We start from the raw sequence: 20,389 nt of genomic DNA on the forward strand, positions 1-20,389 counted from the left end.
CAACTCCGCTTTCTTAGCTTGAGCTTTCTGTTGTAGGGCTTGCTTCGCGAGTTCTTTCCCTACTGGGTTGACGCCGTTGATATTTCTCAACCCCCGGTTCAAGGCTTCATCCACCGCAACCAAGCTGCCGGCATTGTCAATCTCGCGTTTTGCCTCTCGTGCATAGGCATTAACTGTACCAGTAGCACTATTTTGCTCTACAGACGAAAGGTTTCCGTTCTTACCAAGACTTTCATTTTTACGTTGTCTAGCTTGCTCTATGTCATCCTTGGCATCCTCTTTTGCTTCATTATATGTTCTACTATGCCACTGATTGACAAGGAAAGTCCAGTTCCCAGAGTTTCCTCTCAAACCTACAGCATAGTCAAGTTTTTTGATATCGTTATTCCCTCTAGTCTCGAAAGTTATTTTGTAACTATTGTCACTATTTCCCAGCGAGAAATAATATAAATCCGAACCACTATTATTTATTTTGTGAAATTTTTCGTCTGATTGGTCTTGCATCTCCTGAGATTCACCTTGTCTCTTATATGGTTGGATGTTTCCCACACCATGACGAGCTAAATCATCAAAGGTTGCTACCGGTAGGTTTTTCGGACTACGCCTTCTATCGATACCGGTATCCCTAACTGTTCCTTTAGTCTGATTGCCAAAGCCTGTTGCAGAGTGTTTTAGAAGGGAAAGTAAATCTCCAGCATTAGAAGATACAGCAGTAGTGTCACCACCTTTGCGAGTAATACTAATACTATCTGAACCTTGCTTATATTCTTGCCCCGAAGGCAACGTAAACCAAACACCTGTTCCAGGTATTTGTCTATGTCCATTATTTATCTGTAGCTCCCAACGGAAACCATCCTGTGTAGGAGTTACTTTTGCCAGAATATAAGTTTTTGCTTCAGAGACCGGCTTGGTCGAATTGTCGTACCATATTTTATTAGAGTAAAAAACATAGGTGTATCTATCGTAGGTCTTATCTCCCGACTTACCATTTTCAATGTAACTTTCTTTCCGATCTAATGGACTTGTCGCCCTTGCAGATCTTCCACTATAGTTAGCACTACGAAAGTCAGAGTAGCCACCATCACGTGGTTGCGGGGTTACTCCTCCAGCTGTAGTTTCCTCACCATATTTTTCTTCCAGCACTCCTTCGATAAGGTCTCGGGATTTTTTCAGGTCGACTAGGGCAGCGGCAAAATCTTCTTGGCTGATGCTATCACCTTTAGAAAAGGCTTCGTTAAACTTATCAGCTGCTGCTTTTGCTGCTTGGATTTTATCTTCCGACGCTTGATTTTCTTTAAGTCGTTTGACAATAGACTCTAATTCATCTTTTAGTCCATAGACGCCGTTTTCACCTTCTGTCGTATTGGTGTAGGTTGGAAGTTCTTGTCGACTAGGCTTTTCACTAGATTCAGTTTTTTCTGAGTTACCTACAGTTTCTGGGCTCACCTGATCCACAGCTGGTGTGGCTTGGCTCAAACCACCTCTTTTACGACGCTTTCCACCAGTTGCTTGCTCAGTTGCAGTTCCGTTTGGAGCGCTCAGCTTATTATTTGCCAGACCTGCTTCTTTTAAAACGGTAGAGTCTGCTAGCGTCGGATTCAAGGCTTGATTGACACGGCTCGTCAGTTCTTCCATAGCTCTTACTTGCTCATCAACTTGCGCTTGCGTCGCATTTGGGTCGTCCAAAACTGCCTTAGCTGCTGCTAGACCTGCTTCCACTTCATCGTGGAGCGCTTTCATGGAGCTAAGAGTTAGTTTTTCCAACAAAGCTTGCAGATTGCCTTGGAGTGATTTAGCATCTGTCGTTTTAGTGGCAGATATGGGCTGGTCTTGCTCTTTTTCTCTCTCTGATTGAGAAGTTTCTTGAGCAGCTGGTTTCGTCTCTGGTTTGATAGGAGCAAGGTCAGCTGTTTCCTGCCCCTTACTAGCGTCCTCGGTTTTAGTCTCTGGAGAGTTTGACTCCCCTGTAGACTGGAGCTCAGCCGACGGTTCAGTCTGAGAGACCTTCTCTGACTCTTCCCCATCTGACTCCTGTGGTTCCCCATCTGAATTTCCAGCAGATCCAGCAACTACATCACTGGCTGTTGCCGAAGATACTGCAGGTGCCTGCGCTTGCACCCCATTTGCAAAGAACATCAGAGCCGCAACCGCAACGCTAGCAGCCCCAAAATGGTATTTACGAATGGAATAACGGAAAATTTTCTCTCCATTACCATCATTCTTTTTCTTGAACATAAGTGAATCCTTTCCTCGCCTGAGAGCTTCCCCGAGCTTAGAAAGCGCGCAAAAAGCCGATAGACGATAATATATCAACTATATAGTAACACTTCTGACATACAAATCAACCCCCTCGCTGACAAGATAGAGTCAGGAAAGGCAAGAAAAAAGCGACATATATATATATATATATGCACAGGCATATAAAACCTTTTGATACAACCTATTTTTCAACAAATATACGATGGTTCTACTATGTTTATTTATGTATATCTTCTCTTGTGTCAATATTACATTATTGTTACATTTTGATTACACAAACATTTCAAAATATATGATAGAAGCCTGAGTATTTTATAGTAATTCCCTCTCTATAAACTAGGTCAACCAGTTGAGTGTGACACCCTATCCTCAGCAAAGGACTATGATCAGCATTTCCTAGCCACTAGGACGCTCCAAACCACCTATTTAAGTCCATCACTAGCTTGGTCAGTAAGATACCTACGGCAAGGCGACGCTGACGGGGTTGATGCGATTTTGGAAGAGTATAATTTTAACTTCTTATTTTTCATTCCTATTCCTTAAATAAAAAGCTCACTAAAAAAGTGAGCAACATTTCCAATGAGATACTTCTGTTGACGAGCGCGTCTCTCCGCCCCCTCATTGCCTTGCGAAGAGGCTTGGCGAATCGAAAGGAGGTGTTTTTTCCTGTTTTCAATTCTACTTATTTTTGCACATTTTTTTAATTTTATCAAACAAAAAAAACGCAAGCCGAAGCCTGCGAAAAGTTTTTTTTATAACCATTTAATTTCTTTCACATCTGTTTTACGAACTTTAGCATATTTCTTAGCGCTTGTAAAATGTAGAGTAACCGGTTTAAACACTCCACTTTTATCTCTTCGTAAACCTAAAATTGCGGATCTTTTGTTTCTATCTTCAAAAAATATGACGTCCAACTTCATAGTGTTTTTAGATAAATCTTTGGCTAGGATACAACAACTTGTTATCTTAGAATAGAAGATATCACCGATAAAACTATACAAAGATAGCCTTTCTATAACATCGTTGTACATGGGATTATTTTTATATTCTTCCAAAATAAAAACACCAGCTTGAATAGCAGGTATTGTTTAACTAGCATAATCTCGTGTGATTTTGTGCAAGCCAAATAAGTGATGTAAATCAGTCAAGCAAAAATCTACTTCGAAAGTCTCTAAATGCTTATAATTCGTTGATACTTGACATGTTTTTCCATCGAATTTCTCTTGATAATCTAAAATACAATCAAGTAATTTCAACGACAAACTCCATATTTTCTCAAAATAAAAAAAGCACGGGGCAGTTCTCACTACTGCCCAAAGTGGATGATTAGAGTCGGCTTCTCTAACTCCCTATGTTGTGCTTATTAGGCTTATCGCAAGGGAACAGTTTTTAGCTCTGCCAAGCCACATAGCGTGCTTACTACTATGTGTCCATGTCTCCATGGATTGCCGAGCGGTTTAACGACGTTTTGGGAGTCGGGATAACGAGAAAAGTGATACTTTTACGTTTTTTCCAACTTAATTATGACATCTTTCTTTAAAAAAGTCAATATTTATCGCTTTCTTTAACGAAAAAAATCCCACAAGAACGAATCCTGTGGGGAGATACACATTTTAGAAAAGCTTTCCTTTATTCTACTATTTTTCTTGTATTTTATCATTCAGTATGATAAAATACAAGTTTTTTGACAAAATAACCAAAAACTACTCGCTATCCCTTCTCACATTACCCTACATATCGTTTGATATGCGACTGATAGTTCAGGGAAACTTCAAGGACAACTTTTCTCTCATCCCCTATGCAGGACTTACGATTTCATTTCTACTCCTATAGGCTCAATTTGACACTTTTCTTCTTCGAATTGCTCATATGCCTACTGAATAGTGAGTTCGATTTATCCAAATTTATTTTTGTCTATTTTGATGAACACTTCCACGAAGATAGTCTGAAAAAGAATCCGCCCCAATTTTCCTTCTCTTTTTAAGCATATTATTCCAGATATGATTGCCCTCTTGTTCAGTAATAAATTGCGCTTTAAACGCTTCAACCAGTATATCTCCTGTCGTCATATGTTCTAAAGAAAATTCTTCTACATATGGTTCAACATCTCTTAGGTTATTACTTCCTAATATCCCGTTATGCTTTTTCGCTAAGGAAATAGAAGCCGCTTCTCCCTTACCAATAACCTTGTTACTATCATGATTTCTTGTTAAATTTCTATATAATTCGTATTCCTCAGTTCCAATGTCTATGCTCACAATCTCAGCCGAACCCTTAGCTACTAACTGGTCTATCCTAGATTTTAAGTGGGGAATTGTAGGTATATTGATTTCATCATACACCTCTTGTGGAATAACAATTTTACCCGAATAGAGCTTTTCTAAAAGATGTTCAGTGCCAACCCATAAAAATGCTGAAATACAATCTGTATCAATAAATACACGACTAGTCAAACGACAACTCCCCCTCTTCATCTAGCCCATATACAATATCATATCTGAAAGCATCTAATAGCAGTTCCTCATACTTCCCTTGCGAAATTCTGTTATTTTCTAAAAGTTGTTCAGTCGATTTAATATAGTGTCCTAATACCATTTCCTTTTTACTTTCTGACAAAGGACGATATAAACTTGTATCATAGCCTAATCTTGAAGCTGTCTCTATAACACTAATATCCATCTTTTTAATTTCTTCTGCATCAAGGTATCCATCATTCCGCAATCTATATAACATAGCTTTATGACTGATACCATAAAACTGACCTAATTTTATAATATCTTCTACTTCAAGATGAGTTCTATTAGCATTTTCTCTTATTTCCTCAACCATCCTATACAGTGAAGATGGGGAAATTAAAAAATATGAAGCAAACTGATCCGCTTTTCTTTCAGTTTCATCTCCTTCACCAATCAAGATAAGACTGACTGAACTCTTCTTCACCTCATCATAATAAAGATGATACAATTCATGTGCTAAAGAAAATCTTTGCCTTCCTAATGACATGTCTGAATTGATTACAATGAGACTGGACTGAGTTCCTTTATAACAGACTCCGCTAATATTCTTTCCGAGTCCATAAAATACCAGCGTCAAATTTTCTATCTTTTGTACCAATTTAAAAATATCTATCGGCGCTTCACCATCAGCTCCCAACTTTTTTCTAAGATTTGAAGCTTTATTACTTAAATCCATTTTATCAATCATTTATTTTGTCTCCAATAGCTGATCTATCTCAAATTGATTCAATACAATTTTATTGATTTTCGCTAAAACTTTAAGATCTTGGTCTACTATTTTATTTTTTCTAAACGATATGACACACTGTTGTTCAGCTTGTTCGCCAAACAAAAGATATTCAACCGTACAGCAAAACAGGGCAGATAGTTTCTCAATAACATCCGACGTGATATTCCTTTCACCTTTTTCCATTTTGGCAATCATGCTTTGATTCAAAGACAAATATTCAGCAATCTTATCTTGAGTAAGTTTTGAAGATATTCTAAGTTCTTTTATTCTTTTTCCAACATCACATACATTTATCATATTCATACACCTCTCATAAAAAGAATAGCACACTCTTGTCATAAAGTCAATTTTTTAAATAAAAAAATTATGACAAAACAAGGAAGCAATTTATTGATACTGCTTAAAAATCCAAAAGTGATGATAGTAAACCTATTTGATGAGTTCCTATCAAAAATCGTATCTTCAACCTCAAAACAGTACTTAAAGCTATCCGACTCGGTTTACATTGTCAAATTTAGATTTTATTTGAGCATAGCTTTCTAGTTTGCTTTTTGATTTTTATTTAATATAGTAGCAAAAATTGAAGGAAATATCTCCACAAGAAAACGCATACTATTAAGCTTTTTCAAGACCTAATAATATGCGCTGTTCTGATTTGAAAGACATTCCATTATTATTTTACTGTTATCAAGCCTTCAGGCTCGACTGTAAATTCTGGTCTGTCTGCTATCGTGCCATCTTCTTTAAGGTAATACCAGCCATCATTTGATTTGACAAAGGCATTAGAAACCATGTCCCCATTTTGACTATCAAGATAGTACCAAGTCTCCTTGTATTTGATCCAGCCTGTTTTCATGGCGCCCTCTGTGTCAAAATAATACCACTTCTCAGCGATTTTCTTCCAACCTGTAGCCATTTCGCCGGACTGGTCAAACCAATACCAATTTCCGTCCGTGTGCTTCTTCCAGCGATCTGCAAGCATATATCCTGAACCGTCAAAGTAATACCAAGTACCATTGACTTTCTCAAACTTATCTTTTGGATAAGAACCGTCTGAGTGTACATACCAGGTGCCAGTATCGTTCTGTTGCCATCCTGCTTCAATGGTCAAGCCGTTTTCAATATCCTGCTTAAACTGCTCACGGCTAATACCCCATTTGTCAAGATAAGGATAGGGGTCAATGTGATCTGAGTTATTATCGGGTTGGTTATTGGTGCAATATTCGTGTGTCTTGATACCTGCCAAGTCGTCTGTATCAAGTGTTTTCGGTATACCAGCTTCATCCGCTAGATTGCGCAAGAGTTCGATATAGAGACGATAGTCAATCAGAAACTCTTCTTTTGATTCATGGCTTTCAATCAATTCAACTTGCGCATAACCTTCTGCATTCCAACCACCACCAACATCCCAGGCACCATTATCAACAGGCCCTACCTGCATAACACGACCATTACCGACTACGTGTGAAAAGAAGCCCAATTCAGGATCTTTTCTGTAATGGTAGTCAGCCTCATTTTGAACCGTTGAGTTACGGTTGCCTGTGGAATGGGCATGGACTTGCCTATATGGTTGCACGCCGACTTGAGGCAAATCTGTTCTTAATTTACTTACATCAATTTCCATATTCTACTCCTCATCAATTAAAACAACTTATTTTTTACAATCCAGAACCAGAAACTCCTTTATTTCTACCTTACAAAGAAGACAATCTTAGTCACGATTAGGCTTGTAGATAGAACTTTAAAACGCACTATTTTGATACTGTAAATAGGACTGATAAGGTCTGCATTCTATCTACAACAACACCCCAGACTAAAAAGCTTTTCAAAAGTATATTTTTACAGTCTCTATATGTCCTTTTCATAAATACTATACTTTATTATATCATATAAAAGAAGTCAAAAGTATATTAAACTATTTTCAAGACCAAACTAAAGATGACAGCACAAGTTTTTTCGATTTTCACTAGAGGAAATGGATTTTATTTAGCAAATCGAGCTATGATGACACTTTTGTTGCCAATATGGTCTTGCCTTCTTTTATCAAGGGGTGACGAAACAGTGAGAAATACAGTTGAATGGTCATGGCAACCCAGATTAAGGGTTCGCAGAGGATAACTCCCTTATAGCCTGCCCAAGGGATAATGAAAACCACAAAAGCGATTTTCCCGATTAGTTCGATAAAACTAGATACCAGAGGAAGGATTTTTTGCCCCAAACCCTGCAAACAATTGCGATAAATCAACAAGAGACTCAAAATAGGATAAAAAACTGAGCTGATTTGCAGATAGAGACTTCCATTTTCTACCAAGTAACTATCTGTCGAACTAGCCAAGAAGGAAACCAAGGCTGGACTGGCAAAAAAGAGGAAGATACAAACAAAAACTGCCCAGGATATACTTAAACGACTGCCGATTCGAAGGCCTTGAACAATACGGTCTGGGCGCTTAGCTCCTAAATTCTGAGAAGCAAAGGTCGTCATCGAGGCAGAAATAGCGGTCATAGGAAGGAGGGCGAAGGCCATAATGCGGCGAGCTGCCGTCTGGGCACTAATAATCACAGCGCCAAAGGTATTGACAGAAGACTGTAAAATCACACTGCCGATAGATACAATCGAACTCATCAAGCCCATGGCCAAACCTTGCTCCAAGAGATCCGCGTACAAGCTTTTGTCCCATTTGAAATGCTTAAACTGAGGCAAAAGTTCTGGCACGCTCTTACGGATATAATAAAAGCAGAGAACCGCTGATAAGCCTTGCGAAATGATGGTAGCAAGTCCCGCAGATTGAACCCCCAGTTGCAGTTGCGTGATAAAATAGAGATCCAGAGCTACATTGACCAAGGCAGAGAAAATCAAAAAGCCAAGGGCAGCTAGACTGTCCCCAATAGATCGCAACAAACCTGCAAAAAGATTATAGGCAAAGCTGACACCGACACAGGTCACAATCATAGAAATATATTGATAGGATTGGGGAAGGATTTCTGCAGGAGTATCTAGGTATTGCAAGAGAGGATACAAACCAAGAAAGCCTAGCAACATCACTAGAATGCTCAAAAGAGCACCTAAAATCCAAGTTGCTGCTACTGCCTCCTTGATTTTAGTGAAATTCCGAGCTCCATAATAGCGAGCAATGACAATCCCCATGCCATTGCCAACACCAAGAGTAAAACCTACAATCAGGTCAAAAATCGCTGTCGTCGCCCCTACCGCTGCCAAGGATTCTTGACCAAGAAAACGCCCAACAATCAAGACATCAGCAGTGTTATAGAGTTGCTGAAAGATATTTGATAGCAAGATTGGGAAGGCAAAACTCAAAAGCGAAGGAAGAATCGGACCATATATCAGGTCCACTGTTCGTTTTTTATTCATAAGGCTATTATATCAGCTTTCTAGTGGAGCCACAAGAAACAGCAAACTATAGTCAATCTGAAATCTTGAACAAAAAACCGAAAAAGTAGCGGACTTCTCCACTACTTTAACAGCTTATTCTTCAATTTCGATTTCAAGTTCATCTCCTAGGTCAAGTGTAACTTCTTCATTCACAGAATCTGCTTGAACTGCTTCATCTTTTTTGTTTTCAGTATCTTGTTCTGAAGCTTCTTCTCCATCAATCAAGCCAAATTTAGAACGGACTTGCTTATCAATTTCATCAAAGATTTCTGGGTGCTCTGCCAAGTATTTCTTAGCATTCTCAGAACCTTGCCCAATTTTTTCATCTTTATAAGAATACCAAGCTCCTGCTTTTTTGATAATATCCAAGTCGCTTGCAATCTTCAAGAGTTCACCAGTCTTAGAAATTCCTTCTCCGTACATAATTTCAACTACGGCTTCCTTAAACGGTGGAGCTACCTTATTTTTTACAACTTTAATCTTAGTTTCTTTACCGACATTGGTTTCTTTTTGGTCACCAGTTCCCTTAATTTGTGTATTACCACGAACATCCAAACGGACTGAAGCATAGAATTTCAAAGCACGTCCACCAGGTGTTGTTTCTGGATTTCCAAACATAACCCCAACTTTTTCACGCAATTGGTTGATAAAGATGGCAATTGTTTTGGTTTTATTGATAGAAGCACCGAGCTTACGCATAGCCTGGCTCATCATACGAGCCTGCAAACCAACGTGGCTATCTCCGATATCGCCATCAATTTCCGCACGAGGGACAAGGGCCGCAACTGAGTCGACCACGACAAGGTCAACTGCACCTGAGTCAATCAATTTTCCTGCAATCTCAAGACCTTGCTCTCCTGAGTCTGGTTGAGACAAGAGCAATTCGTCAATGTTGACTCCAAGAGCCGCAGCATAAGCTGGATCAAGGGCATGCTCCGCATCAATAAAGGCTGCAATCCCACCTTCTTTTTGCGCTTGCGCAACTGCATGAAGGGCAACCGTTGTCTTACCAGATGACTCTGGTCCATAGATTTCGATGATACGTCCCTTAGGATAACCACCTGAACCAAGGGCAATGTCAAGAGCTAAAGAACCGGAGCTCATAACTTGTACCTTTTGCTCTGCGCGTTCACCCAAACGCATGATTGATCCTTTACCAAAGTCTTTCTCAATCAATTTAAGAGCGTCATTCAAGGCTTTTTCACGTTCTGCCCCGAATTTTTTTGAAATTTCATCTAATTTTTTTGGTTTTTTCGCCATTCTATTCTCCTACATTCTAATGGTCCTCAGACCTATTTACTATTATATCAAAAGTTAGTCACTTAATAAAGCCTTGCGAACTAGGTTAAAGGCATGCATAACCGCAATGTGACGTACATCTGCTCGACTTCTGCCTCCAATATTAACCTTGATGATCTCAGTTCCTTGCTCTTGCGCCAAGCCTATAAAGACTGTCCCAGCTGGGTGTCCTTCCAGGCTATCTGGTCCTGCTACTCCAGTCAAACTAAGGCCAAAATCAGATTGAGTCTTGCTTCGTGCCTGCTCAGCCATCTTCTGAGCTGTAAATTCAGACACTACACCCTGCTTTTCCAAATCCTTAACAGGAATATCCAACATTTTTGATTTTTCTTCCAAGCTATAGGTCACAAAACCACCCTTAAATATACTTGAAACTCCCGAAAAATCAGCCACAGTAGCTTGGAAAAGCCCTGCCGTCAAACTCTCTGCTGCCGTGATGGTTTTTCCTTGCTTTTTCAGTTCTCCTACTACGATACTGGCCAAGCTGAACTCTTCCCCATAACCATAACAAAGGTCTCGTAAAGAAAGAGCTTCAAAGGTCTGGCGATCCAAAATTTGATGTTCCAAAATATCCAACGCTTGATTCGCCTCTTCTTGACTGCTAGCCTTTGTTGACAGACGCAAGGTTACCTCTCCTGTCTTGGCATAAGGTGCCAAGGTAGGATCGGTCTGATTACCAATTAAATCAGCCAAAATCGTCACCAGCTGGCTCTCGCCAATCCCAAAGAAACGAAGAACTCGGGAATACAGCTTGCTCCCTGTCATCAACTTGGGTAGAAGTTGGTTTAAGACCATAGGTTTCAATTCACTTGGTGGACCTGGAAGGACAACGTAGGTCACTCCATCGACTTCCAATATTCCTCCCACAGCCAGTCCCGTTTCGTTTGGCAGTGGAATCGCTCCTTCTACAATTTGGGCTTGTCTTTCATTATTCGGTGTTCGGGCATAGTCTGGTCTCTGAGAAAAAAAGACATCTAACTTCTCCTGAGCCTGAGAATCGAAGACTAATTCTTTCCCTAAAAATTTAGCCAGAGTTTGTTTGGTCAAATCATCCTCAGTTGGCCCTAAACCGCCTGTCAAAATCACCAGACTGCTACGTTGACTGGCAATCTCAAGCAAAGACAAGAGACGGGCTTCGTTGTCTCCTACAGCCGTCTGAAAATATACATCTACCCCAATCTCTGCTAATTTTTCCGATAAAAACTGGGCATTAGTGTTGACAATCTGTCCTGTCAAAATCTCTGTTCCAACAGCAATGATTTCTGCTTTCATGTTTCCTCCTACCTATCTATTCGTATTTTTTTGAAAAAATCGCAGGAATTTTCCTACGATTGATTTTTTTATTTTTATCAACAAATGAACTATTCTACTTCATTTGTTACAAAGACACCTTGTTCTTGATTATCTCCATCACCAACAGGCACCCGTCCAAACAAATCTTCAAATAAAACCGCATTGGTTTCGACCTGGGTAACTTCTTCTTGTCCCAAAGAACGTCGGAGTAGATTTTGCATTTCCAACATATGGGCTCTCGAAACAACCTGGTAAGAAACACCTTGAAGCATCTCTCCTTCACCCTGCAACTGCTGAGTTTCAATGGTTTTAAATGAATCTTTATAGCCTAGCAAGTTAGGGATACTTTTTGCAGACAAATCAATATTGGTCTGCATATTGTCACTCAAAGCTTTTAGAATCTCTTGATAATGACCAACGCTATTTAAACTGAGAGCTTTTTCCATGACTTTTTGAATAACTTCACGTTGACGTTTTTGACGACCATAATCTCCCTCAGGATCTTGGTAACGCATTCGTGCATAGACTAGGGCTTCTTCTCCCCCAATATGTTGCTCCCCAACACCGATAGAAATGGTATTAAATTCTTCTTGGTCACTGATAGAAATTGGGAAACCTAGGGTATTATTGACTGTAATACCACCTACTGCATCCACTAGTTTTTGCAACCCTTTCATATTGACCATCACATAGCGATCAATATGGATATTCATCATTTTTTGAATGGTTTCTATAGCAAGCTCTGCTCCACCATCTGCATATGCTGAATTCAGTTTCGCTTCATGAGCCTGACCATTCCCTGATTCAATGCGGGTCAGAATATCCCGCTCTAAACTCATCATCGTTGTTTTTTTTGTTTTAGGATTCACTGTCATCAAGATCATGCTATCACTTCTACCGACCCAAGTTTCAGTTCGTTCAGCATTTCCGGTGTCCACTCCCATTAACAGAATGGTTAGAGGTTCAGTCGCTTCAATAACCTTGGTTTCTTCGCCGATTTTTTTATAGGTTTTAGCTAAGGTTTCTGTCCCTTGTTGATAAATAGTATAAGCAAAAATACCTGCTCCTACTACAGTTACAGAAAGTAAAGCTAGCACCATTCCAATAATTTTTTTAACCATATTTCTACTAATCGATCAGTTTACCCATCAAGTAAACATCGATAAATTTCCCTTCTTCTATATATGCTCCACGCTCTTGGCGACCTTCAATGACAAAGCCATGCTTTTGATAAAGATGAACTGCAGCTTGATTACGAGTTTGGACAGTCAGTTGGAGACGACGCAGAATGCCACTTGCTTGTGCCCACTCTATCGCTTCTTCTAGCAACAAACTTCCCAATCCATTATTCCAATATCTTTTTCCAATCACAATGAAGAGATCTCCAATATGACGGACTCTCTTACGCTGGTCAGCTGTAATATTTACAAGGCCAGCAATTTTATCATTTAAGAATGCAAGTAAGGTTATCTGATTATCCGAACTAGCTTGCTTGTTTAGGAATATTTCCATCTCCTCACTGGTCAAGAGAATACCATCTCTGTCTAGGCTGGTGAAATCTGTCTCCAAACTTACACGATTTAAAAAGGCCACTAATTCAGCTGCATCTTTGGGCTCTGCTTCCCTAATGAGCAATTCATACTCCATATTGAAGCTCCTCTAACAATTTCTCAGCACGCAACCCCTTTGCCTGGAAATGTAATCTGCGACCGTCTTCTTCTTTTAGAATTTCCAATTCTAAATAAGTATCTGGCAAGGCATCTCCTAAGAGATTTCCCCACTCAATAACAGTCACTCCGCCACCAAAGAGAAACTCATCCAAGTCGATAGAATCCGCATCTCCTTCAATACGATAAACATCTAAATGGAAAAGCGGAAGACGCCCCTCATACTCTCTTACGATAGTATAGGTTGGACTTTTAATCATTTGAGAAATCTGTAAACCTTTAGCAAGTCCCTTAGTAAAGGTCGTTTTACCTGCACCCAGTTCTCCAGTTAAGATTAAAACATCATTCTTTTCTAATAGATGACCCAAACGCTCCCCTAAGGCTTGTAGCTCTTCTTCATTTTTTGTGTACATACTCTTATTATACCAAAAACTTTTCTTTTGTGTCTATTTTCCTGCTAAACTTACCATCATAACATCCATAAAAACAAGCTTTCTCTAAAAGAAAATGAGCGTAGCAATGACCAATACAAGATCTCGGAAAATATGACCATAAAAGGAAACTTCCTTCTTAACCGAATTTGGGACAAGATAGGCTGCAAAAAACAAACCCAGTCCAATATAAATCAGAAGAGAGACAATGGTCATTGGATTTCTTAAGAAGAGAAGTGTTGCTAAAATAGTCACCAACACTGTCTTTTTTCTGTCTAGCATAGCAAGCAAATCGCGCATGTATTTTTTCAAGGGTAAAAAAATCAGCAAATCTAGTCCAAATAGGAAAAAGAAGGATGGCAATAAAAAGTCAACTAATTCTTGCTGCAACGTATTTTTGATGAACAAGTTATCTGACAGGACAAGAACAGCTCCTAACAAATTAATTAAGAGCAGGATACTGTAAAAAAGCTTCACTGACTGCTTACTGGCTAGGACACTATGGACTTCTTGCTTACGGGTATAAAGATAATTTACTCCAGCACAGATTCCTGAAACAAAGACCATACTTCCGATGAAAAAAGCTGTACTTTGTTTAAAGGACAAGATGCATTCTTTCCATAGGAAACAGCTACTCAAACTGATTTGAATTAAAGCTAACAAAAATAAGATTCTCATTGATTTCATCTTTTCTCTCCCTTCCTACCAATCATTATACTAGGAGAAAAGAGAGAACTGTTTTCAATCTTCTCAAATGACTCTTTTAGACGCTAAACAAACACCAGAGACTAATACTCAATGAAAACTAGGAATTGCTCGAAACACTGTTTTGAGGTTGCAGATAGAACTGATGTGGTTTGAAGAGATTTTGGAAGAATATAAATTTGAAATAAGGCTGATAGTATTCATTTCACTATCAGCCTTACAGGTTATTTAACGTTTCAGAAAAACTATAATGTCAAGATTAACTAAACAGTATCTAATTCCTTCAAATAATTTTCTATCTTCATCAACATTAAAGGATTGTTATAAATCTTACATAACTCTTTTGCTTCTATATAATAATTTTTGACTTGTTCTTTGTCTAGAAATTTGGCTCCAGCATTTCCTACAAGAATAAGTAGAGGAGCCAGTTGGTAGCTTGTCTGTCTTTGTTTACAGAGTTCAATCGTCTCAAGAGCTTCTTGGATGGCTTCGTTATATTTTTCCTTTGATACTAGGTAGTGAGCGTAGTTGTAACGAACTCTGATGTAGCCAAATAAAAACTCTTGATGCTCAAAATTTTTTGTCTGATATAACTCCATCAAATGAGAGTAGTTTGCCTCATATTCTTGTTCACGACCCACTAAGGAATAGAAATTAGATAGAGTATTCAATGCCTTTAAATAAATCAGAGTATTTGAGGAGACTTTTAATAATATATTTTCCAATGAAGAAATAGCCTCACACTTACTGTCATATTGATAGAAGTCAATAATAGCTTTAATCCATTCAAGGTAAGTTCGGTCTTCTAGTGTTAGAAAAGTACTTCGTTCAATCTCTATTCTATAAATATATTCCAAATCGTCATAATTTCTGTCATCTAATAGTCGAGCAGATAATTGCTTGAAATTAGAGAGGTTAGATTTAATTTCAATTTGTTCATTGAAAAAGTAATCCAAAGGGACTTCAAGTCGTTGTGAGAGTTTGAACAAAAGGTCTGCGGAGGGAATGAAATGCCCTCTCTCAATTTTACTAATCTGGCTTTGTTCACAAATTCCTTCTGCAAGAGTTTGTTGGGAGAGTCTCAACTCTTTTCTTTTCAATCTGAATTTTTCAGCTAATGTAGTCATAAAAACAAAAAACCTTCCTAATTTATATTTGTCAATTATATATCATTTAGTTAAAGACGGCAAATATTTGCTCGATAAAATTACAAATAGAAATAATAAAAAAAGTTCAAAATATAATAAAAATACTTGACTGAATAATATACATATGTTAAAATAAAAACAAGGAAACAGAAAGGGGTTTCACGAATAAAGAAAAATCGTGGAATTCAAAAATTAGCTATATTAGTATTACTAGGTGTTTTTACGTTTAGTAACACAATTCCTTACCAACAGTTTGTTCAGAAGAATAAACGATTGGAGATTCGAGTGCAATTACAAAAGAATTCCAATGGTCTTGATGTTGGGAAGGCAGATTGATTTCGTATTACTTTAAAATTCAACTATTTAGAGAAAGGTATTCTTATGAGAGCTTGTAACAATACCAGATAGATATAAGAATGGAGATGTTTGATAAAATGCTTTCATAGCTAACCAACTGTTGAAAATTATGAGTTACAAAATCTAAAGTATTTAAGATTGGTTTATAAAATTAGGTCTCTGCCTGTAGAAAGGAACGTGCAGTTAGAAAGGAGGAAAAAATAGGATACTATAATTCAGACTGAGATTTCTAATTAAAATATGTAGTTGCATTTCGCTCATTTTCATAATATTTCATTCAGAGGAGTAATAATATGTTAAAATTTAGAAAAGTAGTTGCATCATCCCTTGCCGTTTTGGCATGTAGTTTGGCTCTTCCTGTTTTGGCAGTTTCTCTCCATGGTGGCGAGTGGACCTATGGAGGCTATCATGATCCAAATAATTGGGGAGCATTTTCGAATTATTATCATGGTTCAGAGGATCACTGGGCCTATGTTGGAAGTAATGGACGTGACAATCAAAAAACAGCTTATGCAGGAGCACATAGTGCGGCCTATGCGTTTGTTAATACAAATTTTGGGGAGCAAGTTACATTTGATGCGGGATTGCAAGAATAATTGAAGAAGATTCTTTTATCAATAGTTTAGTAAGCTTGTTAGTTTATAGAGGGCAGGGGTATTTCTGCCCTCTATTTTAGAATAAGGAATGCACTATGAAAAAATTATTTATACTCATATCCAACCTGCTTGCTAGTTTGTTCTTTGTTTGGGTATTTACCATTTGGACTGATACATATGTTTCCCATTATTACCCCAACGTTGTTGTACGTGATTCTTCCCCTGAAACAACTTTTCAGCATGTTGCTACACGCTTGGAAAAACTAGCAGAAGAAACGGATAGCTTTATTGCGATTCAACACCAAGATCCCAACTCAGAAGGTACTCCAGTTTTTTCTTATACGACCTTTGGGGACGGAAAGTTGCCTGATGGGCTACAGGAAAAAAATCTAGAAGATGCCCAAAGTAGTAGTGTTGAAACAAACTATTTTGTATTCGATGGAAACCTAGATATTCACTTGCTAAGAGAGGAGCTAAGTCAACTTGGCTTGACTAACATGCACCTGATAATTCCATCTAAACTATCTACGTTAATGGCTATCTTTAGTAACGGATTTCAGTTAATCGGTTTATTGATTTTCATCTTAACCTTTGGAGCACTGACTTTAATTAGTCAAATTAGCCAATTACGGTCGTCGGGCATTCGCCTCATTTCAGGAGAGAAACGGTGGTCCATTTTCCTTAGACCAGTTGGTGAGGATTTGAAAGGGATAGCTGTTGGTTTCAGTTTAGCTGGCGTGCTCGCCATTCTTATGCAAAAAATTCTGTCGCTTCCAACGCAATCCCTAATGACCATAGGAGAAGGCTTGCTCAGTTATAATCTCATCTTGTTGTTGATCTCCCTGTTTTTCGCTCAACTCTTCGCAGTTGGGATAAAAAAGATACACCTGATGCAGATTATAAAAGGGCAAGTGCCTGTCAGAGGAATCATTAGTTTGATTTTAATCGGTCAACTATTAGCGATTATTATTGTAACGCTGGGAATAGGGAGTAGCTTAAAGTATTCCCAAGCCTGGCAACAGCATCGGATTGGACAAGAGGCTTGGAGCCAGGAAAGGCAACTGATTACCCTATCATTCAGCCGTGAAGGAACGAGTCCTGGTTTTGATGAACAAGCTCAAAGGAAACTCAGAACTTGGTATCAATTGATGGATCTGGCTGTTTCAGAAAAAAAGGCTTTCTTATCTAGACACCAGTTAATTGACCGTTCTTTGCAAAATGGCATGGCTTCCTCCAAAAACTTTATAACCTCTACAGAATGGCACGATTACAACCCGAATGGCAATGTCCTTATCGTCACACCGCAATACTTGGAGCGTCAAAACATTCCTGTAGATACAACTATTGAGCAAAAGATGAATCACCTTGATGTAGGGGAGTTTGTCTTATTGCTGCCTGAACACCTCCGTTCAGAGGAAGAACATTATAAATCTGTTTTTGAAGACGACTTAACCAGTCGCATGTCTAGTAAAGATGAACGACAGCAAATGACTGCTACGGTAGGTTATTTGGAATCAGGTCAGGATCGTTTTGTGTATAATACGACCCCTATTTCTTACCAGCAGTTTTTGAAAGATCCAATCATCATTGTTATAACACCCCAATCAACTGGTCCACAGTCCATTTTCTTTTGGGTAGACGCAGTACAGAATTACGTTCTCTTTAATCAATTGTCTGATGCCCAGGAGCTTATCCAGAGACAAGGCATTGAAAATTGGGTCTCAGAAATGCAAACAGGTTACCACAACTACATCACATTATCGGATAATATCCAGAGGGAACGTTGGGTAATGCTAGCAGGAGCTGTGCTTGGGATTACAACTTCAATCTTGTTGTTTAACACTATGAATAGGCTCTACTTTGAAGAATTTAGACGTGCCATTTTTATCAAACGCATTGCAGGTCTCAGGTTCTTAGAAATCCATCGCACTTATCTCTTTGCTCAACTGGGTGTGTTTTTACTGGGATTTGTTGCGAGTGTATTTCTTATGGTAGAGATAGTAGTTGCTTTCTTAGTCTCGTTACTCTTTACTGGTCTATCTCTTTTACAGTTACATGTCCAAATGCAGAAAGAAAACAAGATGTCCATGCTTGTTTTGAAGGGAGGTTAATATGATTGAACTTAAACAGGTGAGTAAATCTTTTGGAGAACGAGAGTTATTTTCGAATCTTTCAATGACATTTGAGGCTGGAAAAGTCTATGCCTTAATTGGTTCAAGTGGTAGCGGAAAAACAACCTTGATGAACATGATTGGGAAATTAGAATCTTATGATGGGACGATTTTTTACCGAGGTAAAGACTTGGCCAATTATAAATCGAGTGATTTTTTCCGTCACGAATTGGGCTACCTCTTCCAGAACTTTGGCTTAATTGAAAACCAAAGTATTGAAGAAAACCTTAAGCTAGGTCTCATTGGTCAAAAGTTGAGTCGGTCGGAACAGCGGTTGAGGCAGAAGCAGGCTTTAGAACAGGTCGGCCTGGCTTATCTTGACCTAGATAAGCGCATCTTTGAGTTATCGGGCGGAGAATCGCAACGGGTTGCCTTGGCAAAAATTATCTTAAAGAATCCACCCTTTATTCTGGCAGATGAGCCAACAGCTTCAATAGACCCAGCAACCTCTCAGTTGATTATGGAGATTTTGCTATCTCTTCGAGATGATAATAGGCTAATCATTATCGCAACACATAATCCGGCAATTTGGGAGATGGCTGATGAAGTGTTCACGATGGATCGTCTGAAATAAAAATCCTTGTTTTTAATTGCACGATGAGTTACTGAAATATTATCATGAATCAATAATAGTGTAGGAGAGATTTTCCTCCTACAACCGTTTCAAAAGAAAACTATCTTTATTCCATGTTATTTTGAGGAAGATATTGTGAAACTCAAAGATGATGATAAAGTTGAGTGGAATTTGTTAGAATTTCAAAAATTTAGAGCATTTTTGGCTTAGTAATCTGTGTTGAAGGCTCAAAACCTATGGTAAAAAAGTAGCTTTGAAAACGTATTGCCTCCAAAGATTGAGTTAAATAATGATTTAACACAAAAAGAAATTATTGAAGTTCTGGAAAGATGTTGTTTCAGTATTGAGAAAAAGTGGGAAAAACTTGCGATTTTCACAGAGAAAGGAAGAAAAAGTATAAAAATATAGTCAATTGAAACAAGAACTGGACAAAAGAACCTTTTGTGCCATATTTTTCTCCTTTCGCTTTACAATTGGCTTGAACACCTTTATTGTATCGCATTTGGAGTTTTTTTGGTATAACCTTCGACGCGCACCCGCATAGCGGGTGTTTTTTTCGTCTCGCACCTAACGGAGCGAGACGAACTAATAGTCACTTAATCAAAAAACGCACCATATCAAAAACTAAAAATTTGATATTATGCGTCATGTCTTAAACTAATTGACTATACTTTCTATTCAAATGAGCTTTTAACCAATTGATTGAGCCAATCAACTCTTAAAACCAAAGAGCAATTTCTCGCTTAGCTAACTCTTCTGAATCTGAACCATGTACAACATTTTGGATAACCTCATTTTCTCCAGCAGCTTTTGCAAAATCACCTCGAATCGTTCCTGGTAAAGCTTCTTCTGGACGAGTCACACCCATCATAGTCCGCCAAGTTTCAATTACTTTGGAACCAGAAATGATGCCCACAAGAACTGGGCCTGAAGTCATAAATTCACGAATCGGTGGGTAAAAACTTTGACCAACCAAGTCCTGATAGTGCTGGTCAATTAACTCTTCTGAAACCTTTGTACGCAACTCCAATTTTTCGATTGTAAATCCACGTTGTTCGATGCGTTTCAACACTTCACCAACTAGCCCTCTTTTTACACCGTCTGGTTTAATGATAAAAAATGTTTGTTCCATACCCGTCTCCTTTGTCAGCTTCTTTCTTTTATACTCTTCGAAAATCTCTTCAAACCACGTCAACGTTGCCTTGCCGTAGGTATGGTTACTGACTGCGTCAGTTCTATCCACAACCTCAAA

At 38.5% G+C, this 20,389-nt stretch carries 18 protein-coding genes and 1 pseudogene; 4 read left to right on the forward strand and 15 right to left on the reverse strand.

Features of this window, described 5'->3' with window-relative positions; translation table 11 throughout:
- From HT697_RS00415 to HT697_RS00485, 14 genes and pseudogenes are all read right to left on the reverse strand, one after another.
- The coding region (locus tag HT697_RS00415; protein ID WP_240149827.1) for a DUF1542 domain-containing protein at nucleotides 1-2,235 on the reverse strand (2,235 nt) is incomplete at its 3' end.
- A 776-nt stretch (nucleotides 2,236-3,011) separates the two neighbouring features.
- On the reverse strand, nucleotides 3,012-3,290 hold the full coding sequence (locus HT697_RS00425) for a hypothetical protein (protein ID WP_173219404.1): 279 nt from the start codon (nucleotides 3,288-3,290) through the stop codon (nucleotides 3,012-3,014).
- A 999-nt stretch (nucleotides 3,291-4,289) separates the two neighbouring features.
- Nucleotides 4,290-4,712 (reverse strand): annotated as a pseudogene (locus HT697_RS00430) (hypothetical protein); the annotation flags it as partial.
- The gene (locus HT697_RS00435) at nucleotides 4,705-5,451 is read right to left on the reverse strand and encodes an ImmA/IrrE family metallo-endopeptidase (protein WP_306416195.1); all 747 of its coding nucleotides are present in this window, start codon (nucleotides 5,449-5,451) and stop codon (nucleotides 4,705-4,707) included. The gene HT697_RS00435 and the pseudogene HT697_RS00430, both read right to left, overlap by 8 nt.
- Before the next feature lie 12 nt (nucleotides 5,452-5,463).
- On the reverse strand, nucleotides 5,464-5,808 hold the full coding sequence (locus tag HT697_RS10420) for a helix-turn-helix transcriptional regulator (protein ID WP_173261678.1): 345 nt from the start codon (nucleotides 5,806-5,808) through the stop codon (nucleotides 5,464-5,466).
- 370 nt (nucleotides 5,809-6,178) lie between these two features.
- A complete protein-coding gene (locus tag HT697_RS00445; RefSeq protein WP_173261682.1) occupies nucleotides 6,179-7,129 on the reverse strand; it encodes an N-acetylmuramoyl-L-alanine amidase family protein in 951 nt (316 codons plus the stop codon).
- 375 nt (nucleotides 7,130-7,504) lie between these two features.
- Nucleotides 7,505-8,875, reverse strand: a complete 1,371-nt coding sequence (locus HT697_RS00450) for an MATE family efflux transporter (protein ID WP_173261685.1) — start codon at nucleotides 8,873-8,875, stop codon at nucleotides 7,505-7,507.
- 114 nt (nucleotides 8,876-8,989) lie between these two features.
- Nucleotides 8,990-10,156 carry a recombinase RecA gene (gene recA, locus HT697_RS00455; RefSeq protein ID WP_050234077.1) on the reverse strand — a complete coding sequence of 389 codons (1,167 nt, stop codon included), beginning with the start codon at nucleotides 10,154-10,156 and terminating at the stop codon, nucleotides 8,990-8,992.
- 54 nt (nucleotides 10,157-10,210) lie between these two features.
- A complete protein-coding gene (locus HT697_RS00460) occupies nucleotides 10,211-11,467 on the reverse strand; it encodes a competence/damage-inducible protein A (RefSeq protein ID WP_173261688.1) in 1,257 nt (418 codons plus the stop codon).
- A gap of 89 nt (nucleotides 11,468-11,556) precedes the next feature.
- Nucleotides 11,557-12,609: an LCP family protein gene (locus HT697_RS00465; protein WP_000239275.1), complete on the reverse strand. Its 1,053-nt coding sequence runs from the start codon at nucleotides 12,607-12,609 to the stop codon at nucleotides 11,557-11,559.
- Between the two features lie 7 nt (nucleotides 12,610-12,616).
- A complete protein-coding gene (locus HT697_RS00470) occupies nucleotides 12,617-13,135 on the reverse strand; it encodes a GNAT family N-acetyltransferase (protein ID WP_166736782.1) in 519 nt (172 codons plus the stop codon).
- Nucleotides 13,125-13,568: a tRNA (adenosine(37)-N6)-threonylcarbamoyltransferase complex ATPase subunit type 1 TsaE gene (tsaE, locus tag HT697_RS00475; RefSeq protein WP_173261691.1), complete on the reverse strand. Its 444-nt coding sequence runs from the start codon at nucleotides 13,566-13,568 to the stop codon at nucleotides 13,125-13,127. The genes HT697_RS00470 and tsaE overlap by 11 nt, the downstream gene beginning before the upstream one ends.
- Nucleotides 13,569-13,652: 84 nt before the next feature.
- Complete coding sequence (locus HT697_RS00480) at nucleotides 13,653-14,273, reverse strand: hypothetical protein (RefSeq protein WP_049532500.1); 621 nt, start codon at nucleotides 14,271-14,273, stop codon at nucleotides 13,653-13,655.
- A 281-nt stretch (nucleotides 14,274-14,554) separates the two neighbouring features.
- Nucleotides 14,555-15,418, reverse strand: coding sequence for a helix-turn-helix transcriptional regulator (locus tag HT697_RS00485; RefSeq protein WP_164226804.1), 864 nt, complete (start codon nucleotides 15,416-15,418; stop codon nucleotides 14,555-14,557).
- Nucleotides 15,419-15,604: 186 nt separating this feature from the next.
- On the opposite strand from HT697_RS00485, the gene HT697_RS10425 reads away from it, so the two are divergent.
- From HT697_RS10425 to HT697_RS00500, 4 genes are all read left to right on the forward strand, one after another.
- Nucleotides 15,605-15,775: a PhrA family quorum-sensing system peptide gene (locus tag HT697_RS10425; protein WP_267241016.1), complete on the forward strand. Its 171-nt coding sequence runs from the start codon at nucleotides 15,605-15,607 to the stop codon at nucleotides 15,773-15,775.
- A gap of 314 nt (nucleotides 15,776-16,089) precedes the next feature.
- A complete protein-coding gene (locus HT697_RS00490; protein ID WP_045611574.1) occupies nucleotides 16,090-16,392 on the forward strand; it encodes a lactococcin 972 family bacteriocin in 303 nt (100 codons plus the stop codon).
- A 95-nt stretch (nucleotides 16,393-16,487) separates the two neighbouring features.
- Nucleotides 16,488-18,503: a DUF1430 domain-containing protein gene (locus HT697_RS00495; protein ID WP_173212188.1), complete on the forward strand. Its 2,016-nt coding sequence runs from the start codon at nucleotides 16,488-16,490 to the stop codon at nucleotides 18,501-18,503.
- Between the two features lies 1 nt (nucleotide 18,504).
- Nucleotides 18,505-19,137, forward strand: coding sequence for an ABC transporter ATP-binding protein (locus tag HT697_RS00500; RefSeq protein ID WP_000571433.1), 633 nt, complete (start codon nucleotides 18,505-18,507; stop codon nucleotides 19,135-19,137).
- A gap of 718 nt (nucleotides 19,138-19,855) precedes the next feature.
- Here HT697_RS00500 and ndk read toward each other — a convergent pair.
- Nucleotides 19,856-20,269 carry a nucleoside-diphosphate kinase gene (ndk, locus tag HT697_RS00505; protein ID WP_173219391.1) on the reverse strand — a complete coding sequence of 138 codons (414 nt, stop codon included), beginning with the start codon at nucleotides 20,267-20,269 and terminating at the stop codon, nucleotides 19,856-19,858.
- Between the last annotated feature and the right edge of the window lie 120 nt (nucleotides 20,270-20,389).

Origin of the sequence: Streptococcus sp. 1621 (assembly GCF_013276615.1) — a bacterium.
Classification (GTDB): domain Bacteria; phylum Bacillota; class Bacilli; order Lactobacillales; family Streptococcaceae; genus Streptococcus.